The sequence below is a fragment of the Accumulibacter sp. genome, from assembly GCF_036625195.1.
Classification (GTDB): domain Bacteria; phylum Pseudomonadota; class Gammaproteobacteria; order Burkholderiales; family Rhodocyclaceae; genus Accumulibacter.
Genome location: NZ_JAZKUG010000001.1, coordinates 867,104 through 887,209, shown reverse-complemented (window position 1 = coordinate 887,209; position 20,106 = coordinate 867,104). Strand labels below are relative to the sequence as shown.

The 20,106-nt window shown below is 62.4% G+C and carries 19 protein-coding genes and 1 tRNA gene; all 20 read left to right on the top strand.

The genetic code is table 11. The features are described 5' to 3' along the window. Positions 1-4 precede the first annotated feature (4 nt). A complete protein-coding gene (locus V5B60_RS03915; protein WP_332345712.1) occupies positions 5-826 on the top strand; it encodes a hydrolase 2, exosortase A system-associated in 822 nt (273 codons plus the stop codon). Beyond that, positions 823-1,791: a hydrolase 1, exosortase A system-associated gene (locus V5B60_RS03910; protein ID WP_332345710.1), complete on the top strand. Its 969-nt coding sequence runs from the start codon at positions 823-825 to the stop codon at positions 1,789-1,791. The genes V5B60_RS03915 and V5B60_RS03910 overlap by 4 nt, the downstream gene beginning before the upstream one ends. A 94-nt stretch (positions 1,792-1,885) precedes the next feature. Then, positions 1,886-3,079, top strand: coding sequence for a lipocalin family protein (locus tag V5B60_RS03905; protein WP_332345709.1), 1,194 nt, complete (start codon positions 1,886-1,888; stop codon positions 3,077-3,079). Positions 3,080-3,679: 600 nt separating this feature from the next. Continuing rightward, a complete protein-coding gene (locus V5B60_RS03900; protein ID WP_332345708.1) occupies positions 3,680-4,600 on the top strand; it encodes a DUF4338 domain-containing protein in 921 nt (306 codons plus the stop codon). After that, entirely contained in the window at positions 4,597-6,117 is a 1,521-nt protein-coding gene (locus V5B60_RS03895) for a transposase family protein (protein WP_332345707.1), read from the top strand. The genes V5B60_RS03900 and V5B60_RS03895 overlap by 4 nt, the downstream gene beginning before the upstream one ends. 351 nt (positions 6,118-6,468) lie before the next feature. After that, a complete protein-coding gene (gene secG, locus V5B60_RS03890) occupies positions 6,469-6,840 on the top strand; it encodes a preprotein translocase subunit SecG (protein WP_332345706.1) in 372 nt (123 codons plus the stop codon). Positions 6,841-6,902: 62 nt separating this feature from the next. After that, positions 6,903-6,987: transfer RNA gene (locus tag V5B60_RS03885), tRNA-Leu, on the top strand. Between the two features lie 59 nt (positions 6,988-7,046). Then, complete coding sequence (locus V5B60_RS03880; protein ID WP_034941339.1) at positions 7,047-7,421, top strand: NADH-quinone oxidoreductase subunit A; 375 nt, start codon at positions 7,047-7,049, stop codon at positions 7,419-7,421. Positions 7,422-7,424: 3 nt separating this feature from the next. Then, on the top strand, positions 7,425-7,901 hold the full coding sequence (locus V5B60_RS03875; protein WP_034941342.1) for a NuoB/complex I 20 kDa subunit family protein: 477 nt from the start codon (positions 7,425-7,427) through the stop codon (positions 7,899-7,901). Positions 7,902-7,925: 24 nt separating this feature from the next. Further along, complete coding sequence (locus tag V5B60_RS03870) at positions 7,926-8,531, top strand: NADH-quinone oxidoreductase subunit C (protein ID WP_332345705.1); 606 nt, start codon at positions 7,926-7,928, stop codon at positions 8,529-8,531. Then, positions 8,524-9,777: an NADH-quinone oxidoreductase subunit D gene (locus V5B60_RS03865; protein ID WP_332345704.1), complete on the top strand. Its 1,254-nt coding sequence runs from the start codon at positions 8,524-8,526 to the stop codon at positions 9,775-9,777. The genes V5B60_RS03870 and V5B60_RS03865 overlap by 8 nt, the downstream gene beginning before the upstream one ends. Then, positions 9,777-10,250 (top strand): NADH-quinone oxidoreductase subunit NuoE, encoded by a 474-nt coding sequence (gene nuoE, locus V5B60_RS03860; protein WP_332345703.1) that lies wholly within the window; start codon positions 9,777-9,779, stop codon positions 10,248-10,250. Before V5B60_RS03865 ends, nuoE begins: the two co-directional genes overlap by 1 nt. Positions 10,251-10,276: 26 nt before the next feature. Beyond that, positions 10,277-11,578 (top strand): NADH-quinone oxidoreductase subunit NuoF, encoded by a 1,302-nt coding sequence (gene nuoF, locus V5B60_RS03855; RefSeq protein WP_332350409.1) that lies wholly within the window; start codon positions 10,277-10,279, stop codon positions 11,576-11,578. A gap of 11 nt (positions 11,579-11,589) precedes the next feature. Beyond that, positions 11,590-13,920 (top strand): NADH-quinone oxidoreductase subunit NuoG, encoded by a 2,331-nt coding sequence (nuoG, locus tag V5B60_RS03850; RefSeq protein WP_332345702.1) that lies wholly within the window; start codon positions 11,590-11,592, stop codon positions 13,918-13,920. Then, positions 13,917-14,969 (top strand): NADH-quinone oxidoreductase subunit NuoH, encoded by a 1,053-nt coding sequence (gene nuoH, locus V5B60_RS03845; RefSeq protein WP_332345701.1) that lies wholly within the window; start codon positions 13,917-13,919, stop codon positions 14,967-14,969. The genes nuoG and nuoH overlap by 4 nt, the downstream gene beginning before the upstream one ends. Positions 14,970-14,979: 10 nt before the next feature. Then, on the top strand, positions 14,980-15,468 hold the full coding sequence (nuoI, locus tag V5B60_RS03840; RefSeq protein WP_034941368.1) for an NADH-quinone oxidoreductase subunit NuoI: 489 nt from the start codon (positions 14,980-14,982) through the stop codon (positions 15,466-15,468). Between the two features lie 12 nt (positions 15,469-15,480). Beyond that, positions 15,481-16,083 carry an NADH-quinone oxidoreductase subunit J gene (locus tag V5B60_RS03835; RefSeq protein WP_332345700.1) on the top strand — a complete coding sequence of 201 codons (603 nt, stop codon included), beginning with the start codon at positions 15,481-15,483 and terminating at the stop codon, positions 16,081-16,083. 96 nt (positions 16,084-16,179) lie between these two features. Beyond that, positions 16,180-16,485, top strand: a complete 306-nt coding sequence (gene nuoK / locus V5B60_RS03830; protein WP_034890816.1) for an NADH-quinone oxidoreductase subunit NuoK — start codon at positions 16,180-16,182, stop codon at positions 16,483-16,485. A gap of 2 nt (positions 16,486-16,487) precedes the next feature. Next, positions 16,488-18,587, top strand: a complete 2,100-nt coding sequence (gene nuoL, locus V5B60_RS03825; protein WP_332345699.1) for an NADH-quinone oxidoreductase subunit L — start codon at positions 16,488-16,490, stop codon at positions 18,585-18,587. Positions 18,588-18,610: 23 nt separating this feature from the next. Continuing rightward, complete coding sequence (locus V5B60_RS03820; RefSeq protein WP_332345698.1) at positions 18,611-20,095, top strand: NADH-quinone oxidoreductase subunit M; 1,485 nt, start codon at positions 18,611-18,613, stop codon at positions 20,093-20,095. Positions 20,096-20,106 lie beyond the last annotated feature (11 nt).

Sequence of the window (20,106 nt, the reverse complement as noted above, 5' to 3'; positions counted from 1 at the left end):
GCAGATGGCCCTCGAAGCCTTTTTTCTGCCGGCCAACCCCGGACGGCGCTTCGCGCTGCTGCACTGGCCGGACAATGCCTGCGAGCTCACTGGTGCAGTCGTATTCGTGCCCCCGTTCGCCGAGGAACTCAACAAGTCGAGACGGATGGTGGCCTTGCAGGCACGGGCGATGGCGGCTGCGGGATACGCCGTCCTGCAGATCGACCTGCTGGGCTGTGGCGACAGTTCCGGTGATCTGGCCGATGCCTCCTGGGAGGCTTGGCTTGCCGACGTGGAACTCGCCTGCGCGTGGTTGCAGCAGAGGACCGAAGCGCCGCTGTGGTTGTGGGGCCATCGCACGGGCTGCCTGCTGGCCAACGAGGCAGCCAATCGGATGTCGTGCGCGGTTGACCTGCTGTTCTGGCAGCCCGTGCTCGTTGGCAAGCAGTATCTGCAACAATTCCTGCGTCTGAAGCTGGCGGCAGAGCTCGCTGGAGGTGAGGGCAGGGGCGTCATGGAGGCGTTGCGTCAGCAGTTGCGACAGGGGCAGTCGGTCGAGGTCGCTGGTTACATGTTGCCAGCGACCGTGGCGGGTGGGCTGGAGAAAGCCGAGTTGCTGTTGCCGCATCGTTCGGGTCGGGTCGAATGGATCGAGATCTCGAGTCGCCCTGATGCCGGCTTGTCACCTGCCGCTGTAGCTCGCCTGACGCAATGGCAGGCGGCAGGCCAGGAAGCGCGCGGCACGGTGGTGAATGGTCCAGTCTTCTGGCAGACCAGCGAGATCAGTGAATGCACCGCCCTCTTGCAGGCCAGCCTGTGGGCGATGCAGCAGGCTCCGGCACCATGAGCGTGCTCGAACAGGCTGTGCTCTTCCCTTGCGAAGGCGAACAGTTGGTTGCTGTCGTCGCCGCGCCCTGGCAGGCGCCGGCCGCTGCAGGCGCCGGCAGTGAGCCTGGCGGCGACCGGCGGGACGGCATCCCCGGGGCCGATGGACTCGCAGCGACAGCTTCGGGAGCTCTGCCTGCGCCCGAGTGCGGTGTGCTGATCATCGTAGGCGGTCCGCAGTACCGGGTTGGCAGCCATCGCCAGTTTGTCCACCTGTCTCGCCGACTGGCAGCCGAAGGCTATCCGTCGATGCGCTTCGACTATCGAGGGATGGGCGACGCCAGCGGGGCCATGCGCAGCTTCGAGGAAGTTGGGGCCGATATCGCTGCGGCCATCGACGCCTTTCAACGTTGTGTGCCATCGCTGCGACGGATTGTCCTTTGGGGTCTGTGTGACGCCGCCTCGGCCGCTCTGCTGTATGTCGATGCGACCCGCGACAAGCGGCTCACTGGTCTCGTACTGCTCAATCCGTGGGTGCGATCAGAGACCAGCCAGGCGCGGACCCAGATCAAGCACTACTACGGTCAGCGCCTGCTGCAGAAGGAATTCTGGTCCAAGCTTGGCAGCGGCCAGTTGGAGGTGGGTCGGTCCGTTCGGGAGTTGCTGGGCGCTGCGCTGCGATCGCGTCGGCGGGCCGCGGCCGCGACGGCTCCGGCGCGACAGTTGTTCCAGGATGGCATGGCAGCTGGGTGGCGGGGGTTCGCTGGGCAACTCTTGCTGGTTCTCAGCGGCAACGACTACACGGCAAAGGAATTTATCGAGTATACGGTGTCCGATCAGGCTTGGTTGGGTTTGCTGGAGGCTGCCAACGTGCATCGGGTTGACCTTGTCGACGCTGACCATACCTTCTCGTCCAGTCAACTGCGTGTGCGGGTGGAAGACGCGACCCTGTCGTGGTTGGCGGTACTCGAAGGTGGCTGGCGATGAAGCGACGCTGCCGCGCGGCGGAACGCGAGCTCTCTCGATCGGGCCCTGTGCCGCTCGTCAATCCAATCGGTCTTGTTCCACGAGGGCCATTGCAATGAACACTGGAATATCTCATGCCTACGGCAGCGAGCGCCGCCCGCGTGGCAGAGCCCGACCCGGATCGTCGCGCTGGTTCAGGCGCTATCGTTGGCTGGTCATTTCTGGCTGGGTGCTCATCATGCTGGCCGTCGGCTGGGTGCTGATCTTCCGCTCGGAGAAAGCTCCCGTCGCGGCGGCTCTGCCTCCTGCAAGCGAGCGCCCGCAGGCGAGCGGCAAGTCGGCGGCGGCGATGCCGCCGGTCAGTCTGCCCGCCGACGACGCTCCGCATGCCATGCTCACGGAATGGTGGTACTACAGTGGGCATCTGCAGACGGCCAGCGGCGAGCGCTTTTCCTTCCATCTGGCCACCTTCCTGCGGCAGGGCACCCTGACTCACACGGTCTTTCACGGATCGCTCCTTGACCACCGGAACGGCAAGTTGTTCAGCGAGCAAACCCGTACTGCGGGCAACCCAGCGCAAGGCCGCAAGAATGGTTTCGAGTTCAGCCATGGCGCCTGGCAGATGCGGGGCGAGGGGTCACGACACGTCGCGAAAATGGCAGGCAATGGCTTTACGCTCGACCTGCAACTCAACGACCAGTCGCCGCCAGTGTTGCATCAGGCACCAAGAACGCCGCAAGCAGGTCTCCTCGACTTCGCGGCGGCTGGTCTGAGCTATTACACGTCACGCCCACGCATGGTTGCCGAGGGCACTTTGACGATCGATGGCCAAGCGATGCAGGTCACTGGCGACGTCTGGTTTGACCATCAGTGGGGCGATTTCGAGGCGGCGCAGCTGCGCTGGAACTGGTTCGCGCTGCAGCTCACGGACGGCGCCGACATCATGTTGTTCGAACTCTTCGATCTCCAGGGCGCTCCCGTGTTGCGAATGGGGACGCACGTCAAGGGTGGTATCGTGACCGCGCTCGGAGCACAGGACTTCACGACGACGTCCCACGGGAGTTGGACGAGTTCCGCTTCGGGCGTTGTCTATCCGGTGGACTGGACAATCTCGCTACCGGCCTGGGATGCGCGGCTGAAGATCGAACCAGTCCTCCGCGCGAGCGAAATGGACGCGCGGACGACGACGCTCAATGTGTACTGGGAAGGTGCTGTCAAGGTTGGCGGATCCCATGCTGGCGTGGGCTTCATGGAACTCAGCGGCTACAGTCCGAAAGTGGGGCAGGGAACGAAGGGCGGCAAGTCCTGAGTGGTGAGCACGGGCCCGCAGGGCCGTGGCGGAGGGCCGCGCGAGGGAGATCTGTCGACCACTGATTCCGGGCAGCGTCCAGAGAAGGATTGCCGATGCCTGGCGCGACAGCGCCGGGCGAGCGAAGGACAGACCTCTCGCCTGTAGGAGAGACCGTCCGGCAGGTGCCGCGCAGACTGGATGGCAGCTTCTGCAGTGCCCCGACTCCTGGCGCGGTTTGGCGCGACAACGGGCTCGCCTTCGAGGTATTTGGCTGTTCCGAACGCTGGCGGCGGTCTGCGCGCCGGACTTGTTGCCGGCCGGTTGCACGGAGCCGTGTCGCGGCGAATCGGTGGTGCGTCGATCGACCGGCACGGCTCGTGAACGAAACTGAAGGCCGTGTCTGCGTCGCCACTTCGCTGGCAGAAGACCACCCGGTGAGGCGGCTCCACCAGTACTGGTGGTCCAGCCCTGAAGCATCACCCGCGCAGCCCAGTCGTAGCAAGGCTTGGCGGCCACCGCAAAAAAAAGGCTTTCGCAAAGGAGGGCTAGACAATTTTCGAGGCCTTTGGCAGAATAGGCTGAGGTTAGCGGATCTGCGTTTCTGGTGAAGGTTGTGCGATGGATGCGATGACGCCGAGCAGTTGGGTGCACTGCGGCCGGGAGTTCAGTGCGCGAGAGGTTGCCGACATCTGCGCGACGGTGGCGTGGCTGCCCGGATTGGCGCGCCATGAACTGGCGGCGACGCTGTGCGAGCATCTGGGCTGGGTGACGCTGACGGGGACGGCGAAGACCGGCGCCTGCCTGGAGTTCCTGCAGCGCTTGCAGGCGGCCGGCCTGCTCGTCCTGCCCGCACAGCGGGCCGCGCGGGTATCCCGTTCGACGCCACGCTGCCCGGCGCAGCCCCGGGCCGTTGCCGAGCCGATGGTCGAGCCGACTCCGGTGGAGGTTTCGCTGTCGGCCCTGGCCCCGGTCCGCCTGGAAGTGATCCGCGACACCGCCTTGGCGAAGCAATGGGATGATCTGATGGCGCGCTGGCACCCGCTCGGTTTCCAGGGTGCCTTCGGCTACCGGTTGCGTTACTTCATCACGGCGGGCGAGCTGCGGCTCGGTTGTGTCCTGTTGTCCGGTGCCGCCCGGGCGGTGGCCGTGCGCGACGACTGGATCGGCTGGACCGCTCAGACCCGGCGCCACAACCTGCCACGGGTACTCAACAACAGTCGCTTCCTGATCTTCCCGCACGTTCGCGTACCGCATCTGGCCAGCCAGGTGCTCGGCCAACTCGCGCGTCGTGCGCGCAGCGACTGGCTCGAACATTGGGGCTTCGAGCCCCTGCTGCTGGAAAGCTTCGTCGACCCGCGACAGCATACCGGCACCTGCTACCGGGCTGCCGGTTGGCAATTGCTCGGAGAGACCAGCGGACGCGGGCTGGCCCGCCCTGGGCGGACCTATCACAGCACGCCTCGGCAAGTATGGGTCAAGCCGCTCGGCAGCGACGGTCGGGACCGGCTGTGCGCCGTGACCGAGCCCACCCGGCGATGAGCAAACCCTGCCGTCGTCCGACGCGTGCCGGCATTCGGGCGCAACGCAGCGACAAGAGACGGCAGGAGCAGGCGCTGAACGCCAAGCGGCGCGCGATGGGACAACGGCCCCAGTCACCCCCGCCGCTGCCCAACCGATGCTCGGCCTTCACGACCATCGACGAAGAACGGGCAGCCCGCGAGGACGCCGTGAGCAAGCAGGCGCGCCTCCTGCGCCAGGAGCTGCCGGCCTTGCTCGACCAGCTGGAACGGATTCCCGACCCGCGGGCCCCCAGGAAGCGCCGGCACAAGCTGACCGCGCTGCTGCTCTATGGGCTGCTGATGTTCGTCTTCCAGTTCGCCTCCCGGCGCGAGACCAACCGCGAAATGACCCGTCCGCAGTTCCTCGCCAACCTGCAATTGCTGTTCCCGCAGATCGAGGCCCTGCCGCACGCCGACACCCTCTATCGGCTGCTGCGCGACATCGACCTGACGCAACTCGAACAGGCGCACGTCGACCTGGTGCGCCGCCTGATCCGCGGCAAGAGCTTCCGGCGTTATCTGATCAACCACTGCCATCCGATCGCCATCGATGGCTCGCAGAAGCTCGCCGGCGACACCCTCTGGGCGGAGGAACTCCTGCAGCGCAGCGTCGGCAAGGACGAAAACCGCCACACCCAGTACTTCGTCTACGTGCTCGAAGCCAGCCTCGTCTTCCACGGCGGTCTGGTCATCCCGTTGCTCAGCGAGTTCCTCGAACACGCGCTGGGCGACAGCGAAGCGCAGAAGCAGGATTGCGAGCTGCGCGGCTTTGCGCGCTTGAGCGACCGGCTCAAGAGACTGTTCCCGCGCCTGCCGATCCTGCTCGTGCTCGACGGACTCTACGCCAACGGGCCGGTGATGCAACGCTGCCTGCGCGCCGGCTGGCAGTTCATGATCGTCCTCCGGGACAAGGATCTGCCCTCGGTCTGGGAGGAGTTCCGCGCGCTGCAGCCGCGGCAGTCGCAAACCCGGCAGCTGGACTGGGGCAAACGCCAACAGCACTTCAGCTGGGTCAATGACATCGAGTATGCCTTTGGCGCGAACGGTCGTTGCCGGCTCAAGCTGCACGTGGTCGTCTGTGAGGAAAGCTGGCAGCGGGTCGACCAACAGGCCGCCATCGTGACCGAGACGGCACGCCACGCCTGGCTCTCCAGTCGGCCGCTCAGCTGCGAGAACGTCCATGCGCGTTGCAATCTCGGCGCCCGCCACCGCTGGGGCATCGAAGCGGGCTTCCTCGTCGAGAAACATCAGGGCTACCACTACGAGCATGCCTTTGCCCTCGACTGGAATGCGATGCGCGGCTACCACCTCCTGATGCGGCTGGCGCATGTCTTCAATACCCTGGCGCGCTTCACGCGACAGCTGCGCGATCTGTTCGACCAACTCGGCGTGCGCGGGGCCATCGCCTTCATCCGAAATTCCTGCGCTGCGCCCTGGCTCGATTCCGCGCGGATGCGCGTGCTTCTCGCCAGACCCTTTCTCCTGCAACTCGAGTGAGCTGTCGCGGACGGCCCCAGAAACAACCCCGCGCGCTGCGCTCGGTGCAGGGAGAGGCTCGCCCAGAGATCACAACGGAGTTCCTGCCACCGATCGACACCCTCTTCACGGACCCCACACCACCCGCGCATCCAGCCCTCACCTGCCGCCAGCCTCCAGCAATCTGACCGCTTCAGCGCCGAAAACGGGGGCTTCCGGCAAGCGGGGCCGATTCAGCAGGGTCATGCTTCAGGGCTGCTGGTGGTCGGTCCAATTTGACCGAACGCCAGCAAAGTGGCTATACTCCGCCGGTTTTTGTTCCGCGTTGCCGTGCCCGCAGGCAGTCCGCTGTGAGCTGGCGTCCGAGGCGATATGGACTATCTATTCTTTCTGGTTCTCATGGTGCACATTCTGGCGGCCGTCGGCGTGATCGGGCTTGTCCTGGTGCAGCATGGCAAGGGGGCCGACATGGGAGCCGCGTTTGGCAGTGGTGCGTCGGGAAGCCTTTTCGGCGCGACCGGCTCGGCCAATTTCCTCAGTCGGGCGACGGCAGTACTGGCGACGGTGTTCTTCCTGACCAGTCTTTCGCTGGCTTTCCTGGCTTCCAGCAAGCCAAAAACGACTGGCAGTGTGATGCAGGATGCGGTAAACTCAGCGCCTGTTCAGACGCCGCCGGCGGGCGGTGTTGACAAGGGAGCTGGCCCATCGGATGCCGATTCGAAGGCAAAAGATATCCCCAAGTGACCTGGTTTCAAGGCAGTAGCGGGACGCAGCAGCCCTCATGGAGCTCGCGCTGTCGAGGTAGTGCCGACGTGGTGAAATTGGTATACACGCTATCTTGAGGGGGTAGTGACTTCGGTCGTATGAGTTCGAGTCTCATCGTCGGCACCATGAGGAGCCGCCTCTGGCGGGCGGCTGCGGATTGAAGTGAAACGCTTGTGGGGCAGATCATGCTGGAAAGCTATTTCCCGGTACTAGTCTTCATCCTGATTGGCGTTGCTTTTGGCTTTGCGCCCGTCATCGCGGGTCTTGTGGTCGGGCCGCATCGCCCGGACAGCGAAAAGCTCTCACCGTATGAGTGTGGCTTCGAGGCGTTCGAAGATGCGCGCATGAAGTTTGACGTGCGCTATTACCTGATCGCCATCCTCTTCATCCTGTTTGACCTCGAAGTGGCCTTCCTTTTGCCGTGGGCGACCATCTTCCGGGAAATCGTCGCAACCGAATCGGTGAAATGGTTTGGCTTCATCGAGATGCTCGTCTTCATCGCCATCCTGGTCGTCGGTTTCGTCTACGCGTGGGCCAAGGGCGCACTGGATTGGGAGTGAGCGATGGGCATTGAGGGCATCCTTCAGGAAGGCTTCGTCACCACGACGGCGGACAAGCTGATCAACTATGTGCGCACCGGCTCGCTCTGGCCGATGACCTTCGGTCTTGCCTGCTGTGCCATCGAGATGATCCACGCCGGCTGTTCCCGCTACGACCTCGACCGCTTTGGCATCGTCTTTCGCCCCAGTCCCCGGCAGTCCGATGTGATGGTGGTCGCCGGGACGCTGACGAACAAGATGGCGCCGGCAATGCGCAAGGTTTACGACCAGATGGCCGAGCCGCGTTGGGTGGTCTCGATGGGTTCCTGCGCCAATGGTGGTGGCTACTATCACTACTCCTATTCGGTGGTCCGCGGTTGCGACCGCATCGTTCCGGTCGACATCTATGTCCCGGGCTGTCCGCCGACTGCCGAGGCGTTGATCTACGGGCTGATCCAATTGCAGAACAAGATTCGCCGAACCAACACCATCGCCCGCTGAACAACCCACAACCGAGAGTCGACCATGTCTGCCACGCTGGAAGCGCTTTGCCAGAACCTGCAGGAGCATCTCGGTGATCGCCTGAAGTCCATCAAGGTGGCGCTCGGTGAAGTGACCATCGAGGTGGCTGTTGCCGATTACCTCCCTGTCATGCAGACCCTGCGGGACGAGCCGGAGTTGGCCTTCGACGAGCTGATCGATCTGTGCGGTGTCGACTATTCGACCTATGGCCACGAACCCGGCGAAGGGCCGCGTTTCGCTGCCGTGACGCACCTGCTGTCGGTTGCCAAGAACCGACGCCTGCGGGTTCGTTGTTTTGCCGCTGCCGATGATTTCCCTGCCGTGCCTTCGGTGACGGCCATCTGGAATTCAGCTGACTGGTTCGAGCGTGAGGCGTTCGACCTTTACGGCATCGTCTTCCCGGGGCACGAAGACCTGCGCCGGATTCTTACCGACTACGGATTCATTGGCCATCCATTCCGCAAGGATTTCCCCATTTCAGGCTATGTCGAGATGCGCTACGACCCGGAGCAGCAGCGGGTGATCTATCAACCGGTGACCATCGAACCGCGGGAAGTCACGCCGCGGATCGTTCGCGAAGCGACCTACGGGGATGCAGACAATGCCTGAACTGCGCAACTTCACGCTCAACTTCGGGCCGCAGCACCCCGCGGCGCACGGGGTGCTGCGCATGGTTCTCGAACTGGACGGTGAAGTGGTGGTGCGTGCCGATCCACACATCGGCCTGCTGCACCGCGCGACCGAGAAGCTGGCCGAAACGCGGACCTGGATCCAGTCGGTGCCGTACATGGACCGCCTCGATTACATGTCGATGATGTGCAACGAGCACGCTTATTGCATGGCCATCGAGAGGTTGCTGCAGATCGAGGTTCCCATCCGTGCGCAGTACATCCGCGTGATGTTCGACGAGATCACGCGCATCCTCAATCACCTGCTGTGGGTTGGCTGTCACGGTCTCGATGTCGGCGCGATGACGATGGTTCTGTACGCCTTTCGGGAGCGCGAGGATCTGGTCGACGCCTATGAGGCCGTCTCTGGCGCCCGCATGCATGCCGCCTATTACCGCCCCGGTGGTGTCTACCGCGACCTGCCCGATCGCATGTCGCAGTACCAGGAGTCGAAGTGGAAAAGTGCGGCGCAGATCAGGCCGTTCAATGAGGCGCGCAGTGGTTCCCTGCTTGATTTCCTCGACGATTTCGCCAGCCGCTTTCCGAAGCTTCTCGATGAATACGAGACCCTGCTGACCGACAACCGTATCTGGAAGCAGCGCCTGGTCGATGTCGGCATCGTCACGCCGGAGCGCGCCCTGCAGCGCGGTTTCAGTGGGCCGATGCTGCGTGGGTCGGGCATTGCCTGGGATCTGCGGAAGAAGCAGCCGTACGAGGTCTATGACCGTCTCGATTTCGATATCCCGGTGGGTGTCACGGGCGATTCATACGATCGCTATCTGGTCCGCATGGAGGAGATGCGTCAGTCCAACCGCATCGTCAAGCAATGCATCGACTGGCTGCGGCAGAACCCCGGTCCGGTGATGTCCGACAACCACAAGGTCGCGCCGCCCGACCGTGAAGCCATGAAGTCGAACATGGAAGAGCTGATCCACCATTTCAAGCTCTGTACGGAAGGGATCCACGTTCCCGAGGGCGAGGTGTATTCGGCCGTCGAGCATCCGAAGGGAGAGTTTGGCGTCTATCTGGTTTCTGACGGAGCGAACAAGCCGTATCGCCTGAAGATACGGGCTCCGGGTTACGTGCACCTGTCGGCCATGAACGAGATGGCGCGCGGCCACATGCTGGCGGACGTGGTGACGATCATTGGTTCGCAGGACATCGTTTTTGGCGAGATTGACCGCTGATGCTCACTCCAGAATCCCTCAAGAGAATCGATCGCGAGATCGCGAAGTACCCCGCCGACCAGAAACAGTCGGCAGTCATGGCTGCCCTTGCCATAGCACAGGAAGAACAGGGCTGGCTATCCAGCGAAGCCATCGAATGCGTCGCCGGCTACCTCGGCGTGGCGCCGATCGCCGCTTATGAGGTCGCCACCTTCTACAACATGTACGACCTGAAACCGGTAGGCAAGTACAAGCTGTCGGTGTGTACCAACCTTCCGTGCATGCTGACCGGCGGAGTCGACGCGGGCGAGTACCTGAAAAGGAAGCTGGGAATCGGTTTCAACGAGACAACGCCTGACGGTCTCATCACGCTCAAGGAAAGCGAGTGCATGGGAGCCTGTGGCGACGCACCGGTCATGATCGTCAACAATCGTCGCATGTGCAGCTGGATGAATCCCGAGCAAATCGACAAACTGCTGGCGGAGCTCAAGTAATGGCGATTCTCGGTGCGATCAATCCGATGCTGACCGTTGGCCTTGACGGAGACAACGCTTGGCGGCTGGCTGACTATGTGAAGCGCGACGGTTATTCCGCCCTGCGTCGCATCCTCGAGTCCGGCATAGGCCAAGGCGACGTCATCAACGAGGTCAAGAAGTCGGTGCTGCGCGGCCGCGGCGGTGCCGGCTTTCCGACCGGCCTCAAGTGGAGCTTCATGCCACGCGCCTTTCCCGGCGATAAATATGTCGTCTGCAACTCGGACGAGGGTGAACCGGGGACTTTCAAGGATCGTGACATCCTGCGTTACAACCCACACGCGGTGATCGAGGGCATGGCGATCGCCGGCTTTGCCATGGGTGCGGCGCGTGGTTACAACTACATCCACGGCGAAATCTGGGAGATCTACGAGCGCTTCGAAGAGGCTCTCGACGAAGCGCGAGCAGCCGGCTTCCTCGGTCGCAACATCCTGGGCTCTGGTTTCGACTTCGACCTCTTTGCTCACCATGGCTATGGCGCCTATATCTGCGGCGAGGAAACCGCCCTGCTGGAGTCGATCGAAGGCAAGAAGGGGCAGCCCCGTTTCAAGCCGCCGTTTCCTGCGTCGTTCGGCCTGTATGGAAAGCCGACGACGATCAACAACACCGAGACCTTTGCCTCGGTGCCCTGCATCATCAACATGGGTGGCGATCAGTACCTCGAGGCGGGCAAGCCGAACAACGGTGGCACGAAGTTGTTCTCCGTCTCGGGGCATGTGAACCGTCCCGGGAACTACGAGGTGCCGCTCGGCACGCCATTTTCCACGCTGCTCGAGATGGCGGGCGGGATGCGTGGCGGCCGGAAGCTGAAGGGCTGCATTCCAGGAGGCTCGTCGGCACCGGTGGTGCCGGGTCCGACGATGATGGATTGCACCATGGATTACGATTCGATCAGCAAGGCGGGGTCGATGCTGGGTTCGGGTGCGGTCATCGTCATGGACGAGACGACGTGCATGGTCAAAGCGCTGGAGCGCCTGTCGTACTTCTACTACGAGGAGTCCTGCGGGCAGTGTACGCCCTGTCGTGAGGGGACCAGCTGGTTGTACAAGGTCGTGCATCGCATTGAGCATGGCAAGGGACGCACGGACGACCTCGATCTGCTGGCCAGCGTGACCACCAACATCATGGGCCGTACGATCTGTGCACTCGGCGACGCCGCGTCGATGCCCGTGCAGAGTTTCATCAAGCATTTTCGCGACGAGTTTGCCTACCACATCGAAAACAGGAAGTGCCTCGTGCCCGTAGATGTCCAGCGCGCCGGCAGCGGCTTCTTCACGGCAACGGCTTAGGGTACGGGACGATGGAAATCGAAATCGACGGCAAGGTTGCGCAGGTGCCTGACGGCAGCACGATCATGGACGCGGCGCAGCAGGTGGGCGTTTATATTCCGCATTTCTGCTATCACAAGAAGCTCTCGATTGCTGCCAACTGCCGCATGTGCCTGGTGCAGGTGGAAAAGGCTCCGAAGCCGCTGCCCGCGTGTGCCACGCCGGTGACCAACGGCATGAAGGTGTTCACCCATTCGGAACTCGCGATCAAGGCGCAGAAGGGTGTGATGGAGTTCCTGCTGATCAACCACCCACTGGATTGCCCGATCTGCGACCAAGGCGGGGAGTGCCAGTTGCAGGACCTGGCGGTCGGCTATGGTGGCAGCACTTCGCGTTATCAGGAAGAAAAGCGCGTCGTCTTCCACAAGGACGTCGGCCCGCTGATCTCGATGCAGGAGATGGCCCGCTGCATCCACTGTACGCGCTGCGTCCGCTTCGGCCAGGAAATCGCCGGCGTCATGGAACTCGGAATGGCGAGCCGCAACATGCATTCGGAGATCACCACCTTCGTCGGTCGCTCGGTCGACTCGGAGTTGTCCGGCAACATGATCGACCTTTGTCCCGTCGGCGCCCTCACCTCGCGCCCGTTCCGCTATTCGGCGCGCAGTTGGGAGCTGGCGCGACGCCGGTCGATCAGTCCGCACGACAGTGTCGGCGCGAATCTGGCCCTGCAGGTCAAGAACAACGTCGTGATGCGCGTTCTGCCGCGTGACAACGAGGAGGTCAACGAGTGCTGGATCTCCGACAAGGAGCGCTTTTCCTATGAGGCGCTGAACTCCCCGCTGCGGCTTGCCAAGCCGATGGTCCGGGTTGATGGCCAGTTGCGGGAAGTCGCCTGGAACGTCGCACTCGACTACCTCAGCCATGCGTTGCAGGATGTGCTGACCCGCAACGGCGGTGAGTCCCTGGCAGCTCTCGCATCGCCGCAGGCAACTCTGGAGGAGTTGCACCTGCTGCAGAAGCTGACCCGTGGCCTCGGCTCGGGAAGTGTCGATTGCCGCCCGCGGCGGCGTGACTTCTCGGCAGACGGCAAGCTGGCGGGCATCCCGTGGCTTGGCCTGCGGCTTGCTGAAATCAAGGATCTGGACGCAGCATTGGTGGTGGGCAGCTTCCTGCGCAAGGATCACCCGTTGTTCGCGCAGCGGCTGCGACAGCTGGCGAAGAAATGGGGCAAGGTGAGCCTGATCTCGGTCAGCGGCGACGATCCGCTCCTTCGCCTGCATGCGCAGCTCGCGGTTTCCCCGGCCGAGCTGCCGCTGGCGCTGGCCGCCGTCGTCAAAGCGGCAGCGGTGCTCCGCGGTGAACCCATTCCTGCGGGGCTGGCGGACGTCGAGCCGTGCGCCGCCAGCCAGGCGATCGCCAGCAGCCTGCTTGAGGGCGAGCGATGCGCCATCTTCCTCGGCAACGTGGCCGAACAGAGTCCGCAGGCGGCTTTGCTGCATGCCTTGGCGAATGAGCTGGCACGGCTCACTGGGGCGAGTTGCGGCTTCATCGGCGACGGCGCCAACAGCGTTGGTGGCCATTTGGCGAAGGCCTTGCCGACTGCCCTCAATGCCTACGAGATGTTCAGCCAACCGCGCAAAGCCTATTTCCTGCTGGGGGTCGAGCCAGAGCTCGACTGCCACAACCCGCAGCAGGCGCTTGCCGCGCTGCAGGCGGCAGACCTTGTTGTCATGCTGACACCGTTCGCCGATGGGTCGGCGCGCGACTACGCCGATGTACTGCTGCCGATTGCCCCGTTCAGCGAGACCTCGGGTTCCTTCGTCAACTGTGAGGGTCGTGTGCAGAGCTTCAGCGGCGTCGTTCGCCCCTTCGGCGAGGCTCGTCCGGCATGGAAGGTGCTCCGGGTGCTTGGCAACCTGCTGTCCCTGGCCGGTTTCGACCAGGATTCGAGTGAACAGGTCCGTGACGAGGTCGTTCCCGCGGGCACCGAATTCATCGGCGGACTCGACAACCGGCTGGCGGCGGCGCTGCCCCTCGTGCTCCCGCGCAGTGGTGACGGCCTGCAGCGCGTGGCCGACGTGCCGATCCATTTCGCCGATCTGCTGGCCCGTCGGGCACCGGCCCTGCAGCAGACCCGGGATGCCGCGGCACCGGCGGCGCGAATGAATGGAGAAACACTCAAAGCGCTCGGACTCACCGATGGCGTTCTGGTGCGAGTCACCCAGGGCACCGGCGCGGCCGTCCTCGCCGCGCGGGTAGACGAGACGACACCGCCGTCCTGTATTCGGGTGGCCGCGGCACATGCAACGACAGCGGCTCTCGGCGACATGTTCGGTGCGATCACGGTGGAGCGTGCATGATGGTCGATGCGCTGCAAGGGTTCCTGCAGGGTCTTTTCGGGTCGGTGTTCCCGCTCGTTTGGACGCTGCTCAAGATTGTTCTGATCATCGCGCCGCTGCTGCTCGCCGTCGCCTACCTGACTTTCTGGGAACGCAAGATCATTGGTTGGATGCAGGTCCGAATCGGCCCAAACCGCGTCGGTCCCTGGGGGCTGATCCAGCCGATCGCCGATGGCCTGAAGCTGTTGCTCAAGGAAGTGGTCATTCCGACCGGCTGCGACAAGTCCGTTTTCCTCATCGCGCCGATGTTCGCTTTCGCGCCGGCGCTGGCAGCGTGGGCCGTGATCCCCTTCAACGATACGCTGGTGCTGGCCAACGTCAATGCGAGCCTGCTCTACATCATGTCGATCACCTCGATCGGAGTTTACGGGATCATCCTCTCCGGCTGGGCCTCGAACTCCAAGTACGCCTTTCTCGGCGGCATGCGCTCGGCGGCACAGATGATCTCCTACGAAGTGGCGATGGGTCTGGCCCTGGTCGTGGTGCTGATGGTATCCAACAGTCTCAACCTCGGCGACATCGTGCGTGGGCAGGGGCAGGGATATTTCGCCGACCGGGGCCTCGGGTTCCTGTCCTGGAACTGGCTGCCGCTGCTGCCGATGTTCGTCGTTTACCTGGTGTCGATCGTCGCCGAGACCAATCGCGCGCCCTTCGACCTCGCCGAGGGTGAATCGGAGATCGTTGGTTTCCACGTCGAGTACTCGGGAATGGCTTTTGCCGTCTTCTTTCTCGCCGAATACGCCAACATGATCCTGGTGTCGACCCTCACGTCGATACTGTTCCTGGGGGGCTGGTTGTCACCGGTTGGTTTCCTGCCCGACGGGATTCTCTGGCTCTTCCTGAAGATTTCCGCAATTCTTTTCATCTTCCTCTGGATCCGCGCAACCTTCCCCCGCTATCGCTACGACCAGGTCATGCGTCTCGGCTGGAAAGTGTTCATCCCGCTCTGCCTGATCTGGCTGGTCGTTGTCGGCTGCTGGATGATGTCGCCCCTGAATATCTGGAAGTGAGAGGCTCACCATGGGTTCGATGAAGGACGTTTTCAACAGCCTCCTGCTCAAGGAACTGATCAAGGGGCTGTCGGTGACCGGCCGTTACATGTTCGCCCGCAAGATCACCGTCCAGTACCCGGAGGAGAAGACGCCGCAGAGCTTTCGCTTCCGGGGGCTGCATGCGCTGCGGCGTTATCCGAACGGCGAAGAGCGCTGCATCGCCTGCAAGTTGTGCGAAGCCGTCTGTCCGGCGATGGCGATCACCATCGAGTCGGATCAGCGTGCCGACGGCTCGCGGCGTACGACGCGCTACGACATCGATCTGACCAAGTGCATCTTCTGCGGCTTCTGCGAGGAGGCCTGTCCGGTCGACGCGATCGTCGAGACGCGCATCTACGAGTACCACGGGGAAACACGCGGCGATCTCTACTACACCAAGGCGATGCTGCTGGCGAATGGGGATCGCTATGAAGCGCAGATCGCCGCCGACCGCGAACTCGACTCGAAATATCGTTGACAGGGCGACGCGATGGAATTCAGGACCTTCGTTTTCTACTTTCTTGCGGCGATCCTCGTCGTCGCCGGGCTGCGCGTGATCACCGCCCGCAACCCGGTGCATGCGGCGCTGTACCTCGTTCTCGCCTTCTTCACGGCGAGCGGTATCTGGATGCTCCTGCAGGCGGAGTTCCTTGCCATCGCCCTGGTGCTGATCTATGTCGGCGCAGTGATGGTCCTCTTCCTGTTCGTCGTCATGATGCTCGACATCAATCTCGACCGTCTGCGCGAGGGGTTCTGGAGCTACCTGCCGCTCGGCTCGATCATTGCCTTGCTGATGGTGGCGGAGATGGGGCTGGTTCTCGGCGGGAATTATCTCGGCCTGTTCGAGGCCGAGGTGCCGCAGACGAGCATCGATCACAGCAACGTGCAGGCGGTGGGGCGTCTGCTGTTTACCGATTATGTCTACCCCTTCGAACTCGCGTCGGTCATCCTGCTCGTTGGTATCGTGGCAGCGGTAGCACTGACGCAGCGCGAGAGGCGTCAGAGCAAGGCGGTCAGCCCGTCACAGCAGGTCTTCGTCAAGGCCAGGGACCGCTATCGCGTTCTGCAGATGCCGGCCGAGAAGAAGGATTGAGTTGAGCAGCCGGACCAGGCGCAGCAACCGGGAAAAGCACAAGATCAGGTGGTGGCGAGCCACACCGCCGCATGCAGAAGGAATCAGGGAGGTACCTTGCTTACACTGTCCCACTTTTTGATCCTGGGCGCGATCCTGTTCGCGATCAGCGTCGTCGGCATTTTCCTCAACCGCAAGAATCTGATCATCATCATGATGTCGATCGAGTTGATGCTGCTGGCGGTGAACATGAACTTCATCGCCTTCTCCCACTACCTGCAGGATCTGGCCGGACAGGTGTTCGTCTTTTTCATTCTCACGGTTGCCGCCGCCGAGGCGGCGATCGGGCTGGCGATTCTCGTGGTGCTGTTCCGCAACTTGAAGACCATCCACGTGGATGATCTGGACAGCCTGAAGGGTTGAACATGGAAATGCAAAAGCTCTACCTGCTCGTTCCCCTCGCGCCACTCGTCGGTGCGATCATCGCCGGTCTCTTCTGCCGTGTCATCCCCCGCTGGGTTGCGCACACGGTGACGATCGCCGGCGTGGCGATCAGCTGCTTTGCTTCGTTTCTGATCTTCCGGGACGTGCTGGCGGGAAACACCTACAACGGGCCGGTGTACCAGTGGCTGACCTCCGGTGGCTATCGCTTCGAAGTCGGCTTCCTGATCGACCAGCTGACCGTGACGATGATGCTGGTCGTCACTTTCGTCTCGCTGATGGTGCACATCTACACCATCGGCTACATGCAGGACGACCCGGGCTACAACCGCTTCTTCAGCTACATCTCGTTGTTCACCTTCTCGATGTTGATGCTCGTCATGAGCAACAATTTCATGCAGCTCTTTTTTGGCTGGGAAGCAGTCGGCCTGGTGTCGTACCTGTTGATCGGCTTCTGGTATACCCGACCGACGGCGATCTTCGCCAACCTCAAGGCCTTTCTCGTCAATCGCGTCGGTGATTTCGGCTTCATCCTCGGTATTGGCTTGGTGCTTGCCCATTTCGGCACGCTCGACTATGCCGCCGTTTTCGCCAAGGCACCGGAACTCGCGGGCACAACGCTGCACCTGTTCGGGAAGGGCGACGGCGTCGCCCTGATGACGGCAACCTGCATCCTGCTGTTCGTCGGCGCCATGGGCAAGTCGGCGCAGGTTCCGTTGCACGTCTGGCTGCCTGATTCGATGGAAGGTCCGACACCCATCTCCGCCCTGATCCACGCGGCGACAATGGTCACCGCCGGCATCTTCATGGTGGCGCGGATGTCCCCGCTTTTCGAGCTGTCCGACACGGCGCTCTCCTTCGTCATCGTGATCGGCGCAGTGACCGCGCTGTTCATGGGTTTCCTGGGGATCATCCAGAACGACATCAAACGGGTCGTCGCATATTCCACGCTGTCGCAGCTCGGCTACATGACGGTCGCCCTCGGTGCTTCGGCCTATTCCGTGGCGATCTTCCACCTGATGACGCATGCGTTCTTCAAGGCGCTGCTGTTCCTGGCCGCGGGGTCGGTGATCATCGGCATGCATCACGACCAGGACATTCGCAACATGGGTGGCCTGCGCCGCTACATGCCCGTGACCTGGATCACCTCGTTGATCGGATCGCTGGCGCTGATCGGCACCCCCTTCTTTGCCGGCTTCTATTCCAAGGACTCGATCATCGAGTCCGTCGCCATGTCGCACCTTCCAGGTGCCCGCTTCGCTTACTTCGCGGTCATGGCGGGAGTCTTCGTCACCGCTTTCTATTCGTTCCGGATGTACTTCCTGGTGTTTCATGGTGAGGAACGTTTCGGCAAGGCTGCAGCGGACGCGCACGGCCATGCCGACCATTCGTCGCATGCACAGCAAAGCACGCACACCGGCAGTTCTGGCGGGCAGGAAGATGACCACGGTCACCACGCGGACGACGCGCACGATGCACACCACCACGGTCTTGCGCCGGGTGAGAAGCCGCACGAGACGCCCTGGGTAGTGACGGTGCCGCTGATCCTGCTGGCGATCCCGTCCGTGGTCATCGGCTACATCGCGATCGAACCGATGTTGTTTGGCGACTATTTCAAGGCTTCGATCTTCGTCGACGCGACGGCGCATCCGGTGATGAAGGAACTCGCACACCACTTCCATGGTGCCTTCGCCATGGCTACCCACGCCTTCACGACTGCCGTCTTCTGGCTGGCGGCCCTTGGTGTCGCGCTCTCGTGGTTCTTCTACCTCAAGCGTCCGGATATTCCGGCCGCCATCAAGGAACGGTCTGGCTGGCTCTACAACCTGCTCGACAACAAGTACTACTTTGACAAATTCAACGAGGTGTTCTTTGCCGGCGGGGCGCGACTGCTCGGCCGCGGCCTTTGGAAAGGGGGCGACGCGGGCCTCATCGACGGCATCATCGTCAATGGTTCGGCACACTTCGTCGGCTGGTTCGCAAGGATGGTCCGCCTGTTCCAGACCGGTCACATTTACCACTACGCTTTTACGATGATTATCGGCGTGTTCGTCTTGATGACCCTCTGGGTCACGCGCGCCTGAGCTAGAGAAAGACTGGGAACGATATGTCAGGCACGCCGCTTCTCTCTCTTGCCATCTGGGTCCCGATCCTCGCCGGGCTGGTCGTTCTGGCGACGGGATCCGATCGCAATGCACCGCTGGCAAGAGCACTCTCGCTGATCGGTGCCGTTGCCGGCCTGCTGGTGACGATTCCCCTCTACACCGGCTTTGACCTGCACACGCCGGCGATGCAGTTCGTCGAACTGAAGCCCTGGATTCCGCGTTTCAACGTCAACTACCATCTCGGCGTCGATGGCATCTCGATGCTTTTCGTGATCCTCAACAGTTTCATCACGGTGACGGTGGTGCTCGCTGGTTGGCAGGTGATCGACAGCAAGGTGGCGCAGTACCATGCCGGCTTCCTGATCATGTCGGGATTGCTGAACGGAATCTTTTCGGCCCTCGACGGCGTCCTTTTCTACGTCTTCTTCGAGGCCTCGCTGATTCCCCTGTATCTGATCATCGGCATCTGGGGCGGCCCGAATCGCGTTTACGCGGCGTTCAAGTTCTTCCTCTTCACCTTGTTTGGATCCCTGCTCTTCCTGATTGCGCTCCTCTATCTGTTCATCTCCTCTGGGGGCAGCTTTTCGATCCTCGACTGGCACCGAATGCCGATCGGCATGACCGCCCAGACCTGGCTGTTCCTGGCGTTCCTGGTTGCGTTCGCGGTCAAGGTTCCGATGTGGCCGGTCCATACCTGGTTGCCAGACGCGCACGTCGAGGCGCCAACCGGCGGATCGATCGTCCTGGCTGCGATTGCACTGAAGCTTGGTGCCTATGGATTCCTGCGTTTCTCCCTACCAATCGCTCCCGACGCCTCACACGAGCTCGCCGGTCTCGTCATCGCGCTGTCACTGATCGCGATCATCTACATTGGTTTCGTCGCCCTCGTGCAGGAGGACATGAAGAAGCTGGTGGCCTACTCCTCGATCGCCCACATGGGCTTCGTCACGCTGGGCTTCTTCATCTTCAGCCCGCTCGGCGTCGAGGGGGCGCTGGTGCAGATGATTTCCCACGGGTTCGTCTCGGGTGCCATGTTCTTCTCGATTGGCGTCATGTACGACCGCGCACACTCGCGACTGATCGCCGACTATGGCGGTGTGGTCAATACGATGCCCAAGTTTGCTGCCTTCTTCATGCTCTTCGCCATGGCCAATGCGGGCCTGCCGGCGACATCGGGCTTCGTCGGCGAGTTCATGGTGATCCTGGCGGCAGTCGAGCACAATTTCTGGGTTGCCTTTGCAGCCGCTTCGACGATGATCGTCGGCGCTGCCTATACGCTGTGGATGTACAAGCGGGTGGTTTTTGGCAGCGTGGCGAATCATCACGTCGCCGAACTCAGCGACATCAATGGCCGCGAGTTCCTCGTCTTCGTCCTCTTTGCGATTGGCGCATTGGGCATGGGGCTTTATCCGCAGCCGTTTACCGAAGTCATGCACAGCTCGGTGGATGAGTTGCTGCGTCACGTCGCCCTCAGCAAGATCCAATAATTGGTAGCCGC

Excerpts from the sequence above, each read along its gene's own strand:
- V5B60_RS03915 (WP_332345712.1), top strand. The coding sequence starts at position 5 with ATGGCCCTCGAAGCCTTTTTTCTGCCGGCCAACCCCGGACGGCGCTTC.
- V5B60_RS03910 (WP_332345710.1), top strand. The coding sequence starts at position 823 with ATGAGCGTGCTCGAACAGGCTGTGCTCTTCCCTTGCGAAGGCGAACAG.
- V5B60_RS03905 (WP_332345709.1), top strand. The coding sequence starts at position 1,886 with ATGAACACTGGAATATCTCATGCCTACGGCAGCGAGCGCCGCCCGCGT.
- V5B60_RS03900 (WP_332345708.1), top strand. The coding sequence starts at position 3,680 with ATGGATGCGATGACGCCGAGCAGTTGGGTGCACTGCGGCCGGGAGTTC.
- V5B60_RS03895 (WP_332345707.1), top strand. The coding sequence starts at position 4,597 with ATGAGCAAACCCTGCCGTCGTCCGACGCGTGCCGGCATTCGGGCGCAA.
- secG (WP_332345706.1), top strand. The coding sequence starts at position 6,469 with ATGGACTATCTATTCTTTCTGGTTCTCATGGTGCACATTCTGGCGGCC.
- V5B60_RS03880 (WP_034941339.1), top strand. The coding sequence starts at position 7,047 with ATGCTGGAAAGCTATTTCCCGGTACTAGTCTTCATCCTGATTGGCGTT.
- V5B60_RS03875 (WP_034941342.1), top strand. The coding sequence starts at position 7,425 with ATGGGCATTGAGGGCATCCTTCAGGAAGGCTTCGTCACCACGACGGCG.
- V5B60_RS03870 (WP_332345705.1), top strand. The coding sequence starts at position 7,926 with ATGTCTGCCACGCTGGAAGCGCTTTGCCAGAACCTGCAGGAGCATCTC.
- V5B60_RS03865 (WP_332345704.1), top strand. The coding sequence starts at position 8,524 with ATGCCTGAACTGCGCAACTTCACGCTCAACTTCGGGCCGCAGCACCCC.
- nuoE (WP_332345703.1), top strand. The coding sequence starts at position 9,777 with ATGCTCACTCCAGAATCCCTCAAGAGAATCGATCGCGAGATCGCGAAG.
- nuoF (WP_332350409.1), top strand. The coding sequence starts at position 10,277 with ATGCTGACCGTTGGCCTTGACGGAGACAACGCTTGGCGGCTGGCTGAC.
- nuoG (WP_332345702.1), top strand. The coding sequence starts at position 11,590 with ATGGAAATCGAAATCGACGGCAAGGTTGCGCAGGTGCCTGACGGCAGC.
- nuoH (WP_332345701.1), top strand. The coding sequence starts at position 13,917 with ATGATGGTCGATGCGCTGCAAGGGTTCCTGCAGGGTCTTTTCGGGTCG.
- nuoI (WP_034941368.1), top strand. The coding sequence starts at position 14,980 with ATGGGTTCGATGAAGGACGTTTTCAACAGCCTCCTGCTCAAGGAACTG.
- V5B60_RS03835 (WP_332345700.1), top strand. The coding sequence starts at position 15,481 with ATGGAATTCAGGACCTTCGTTTTCTACTTTCTTGCGGCGATCCTCGTC.
- nuoL (WP_332345699.1), top strand. The coding sequence starts at position 16,488 with ATGGAAATGCAAAAGCTCTACCTGCTCGTTCCCCTCGCGCCACTCGTC.
- V5B60_RS03820 (WP_332345698.1), top strand. The coding sequence starts at position 18,611 with ATGTCAGGCACGCCGCTTCTCTCTCTTGCCATCTGGGTCCCGATCCTC.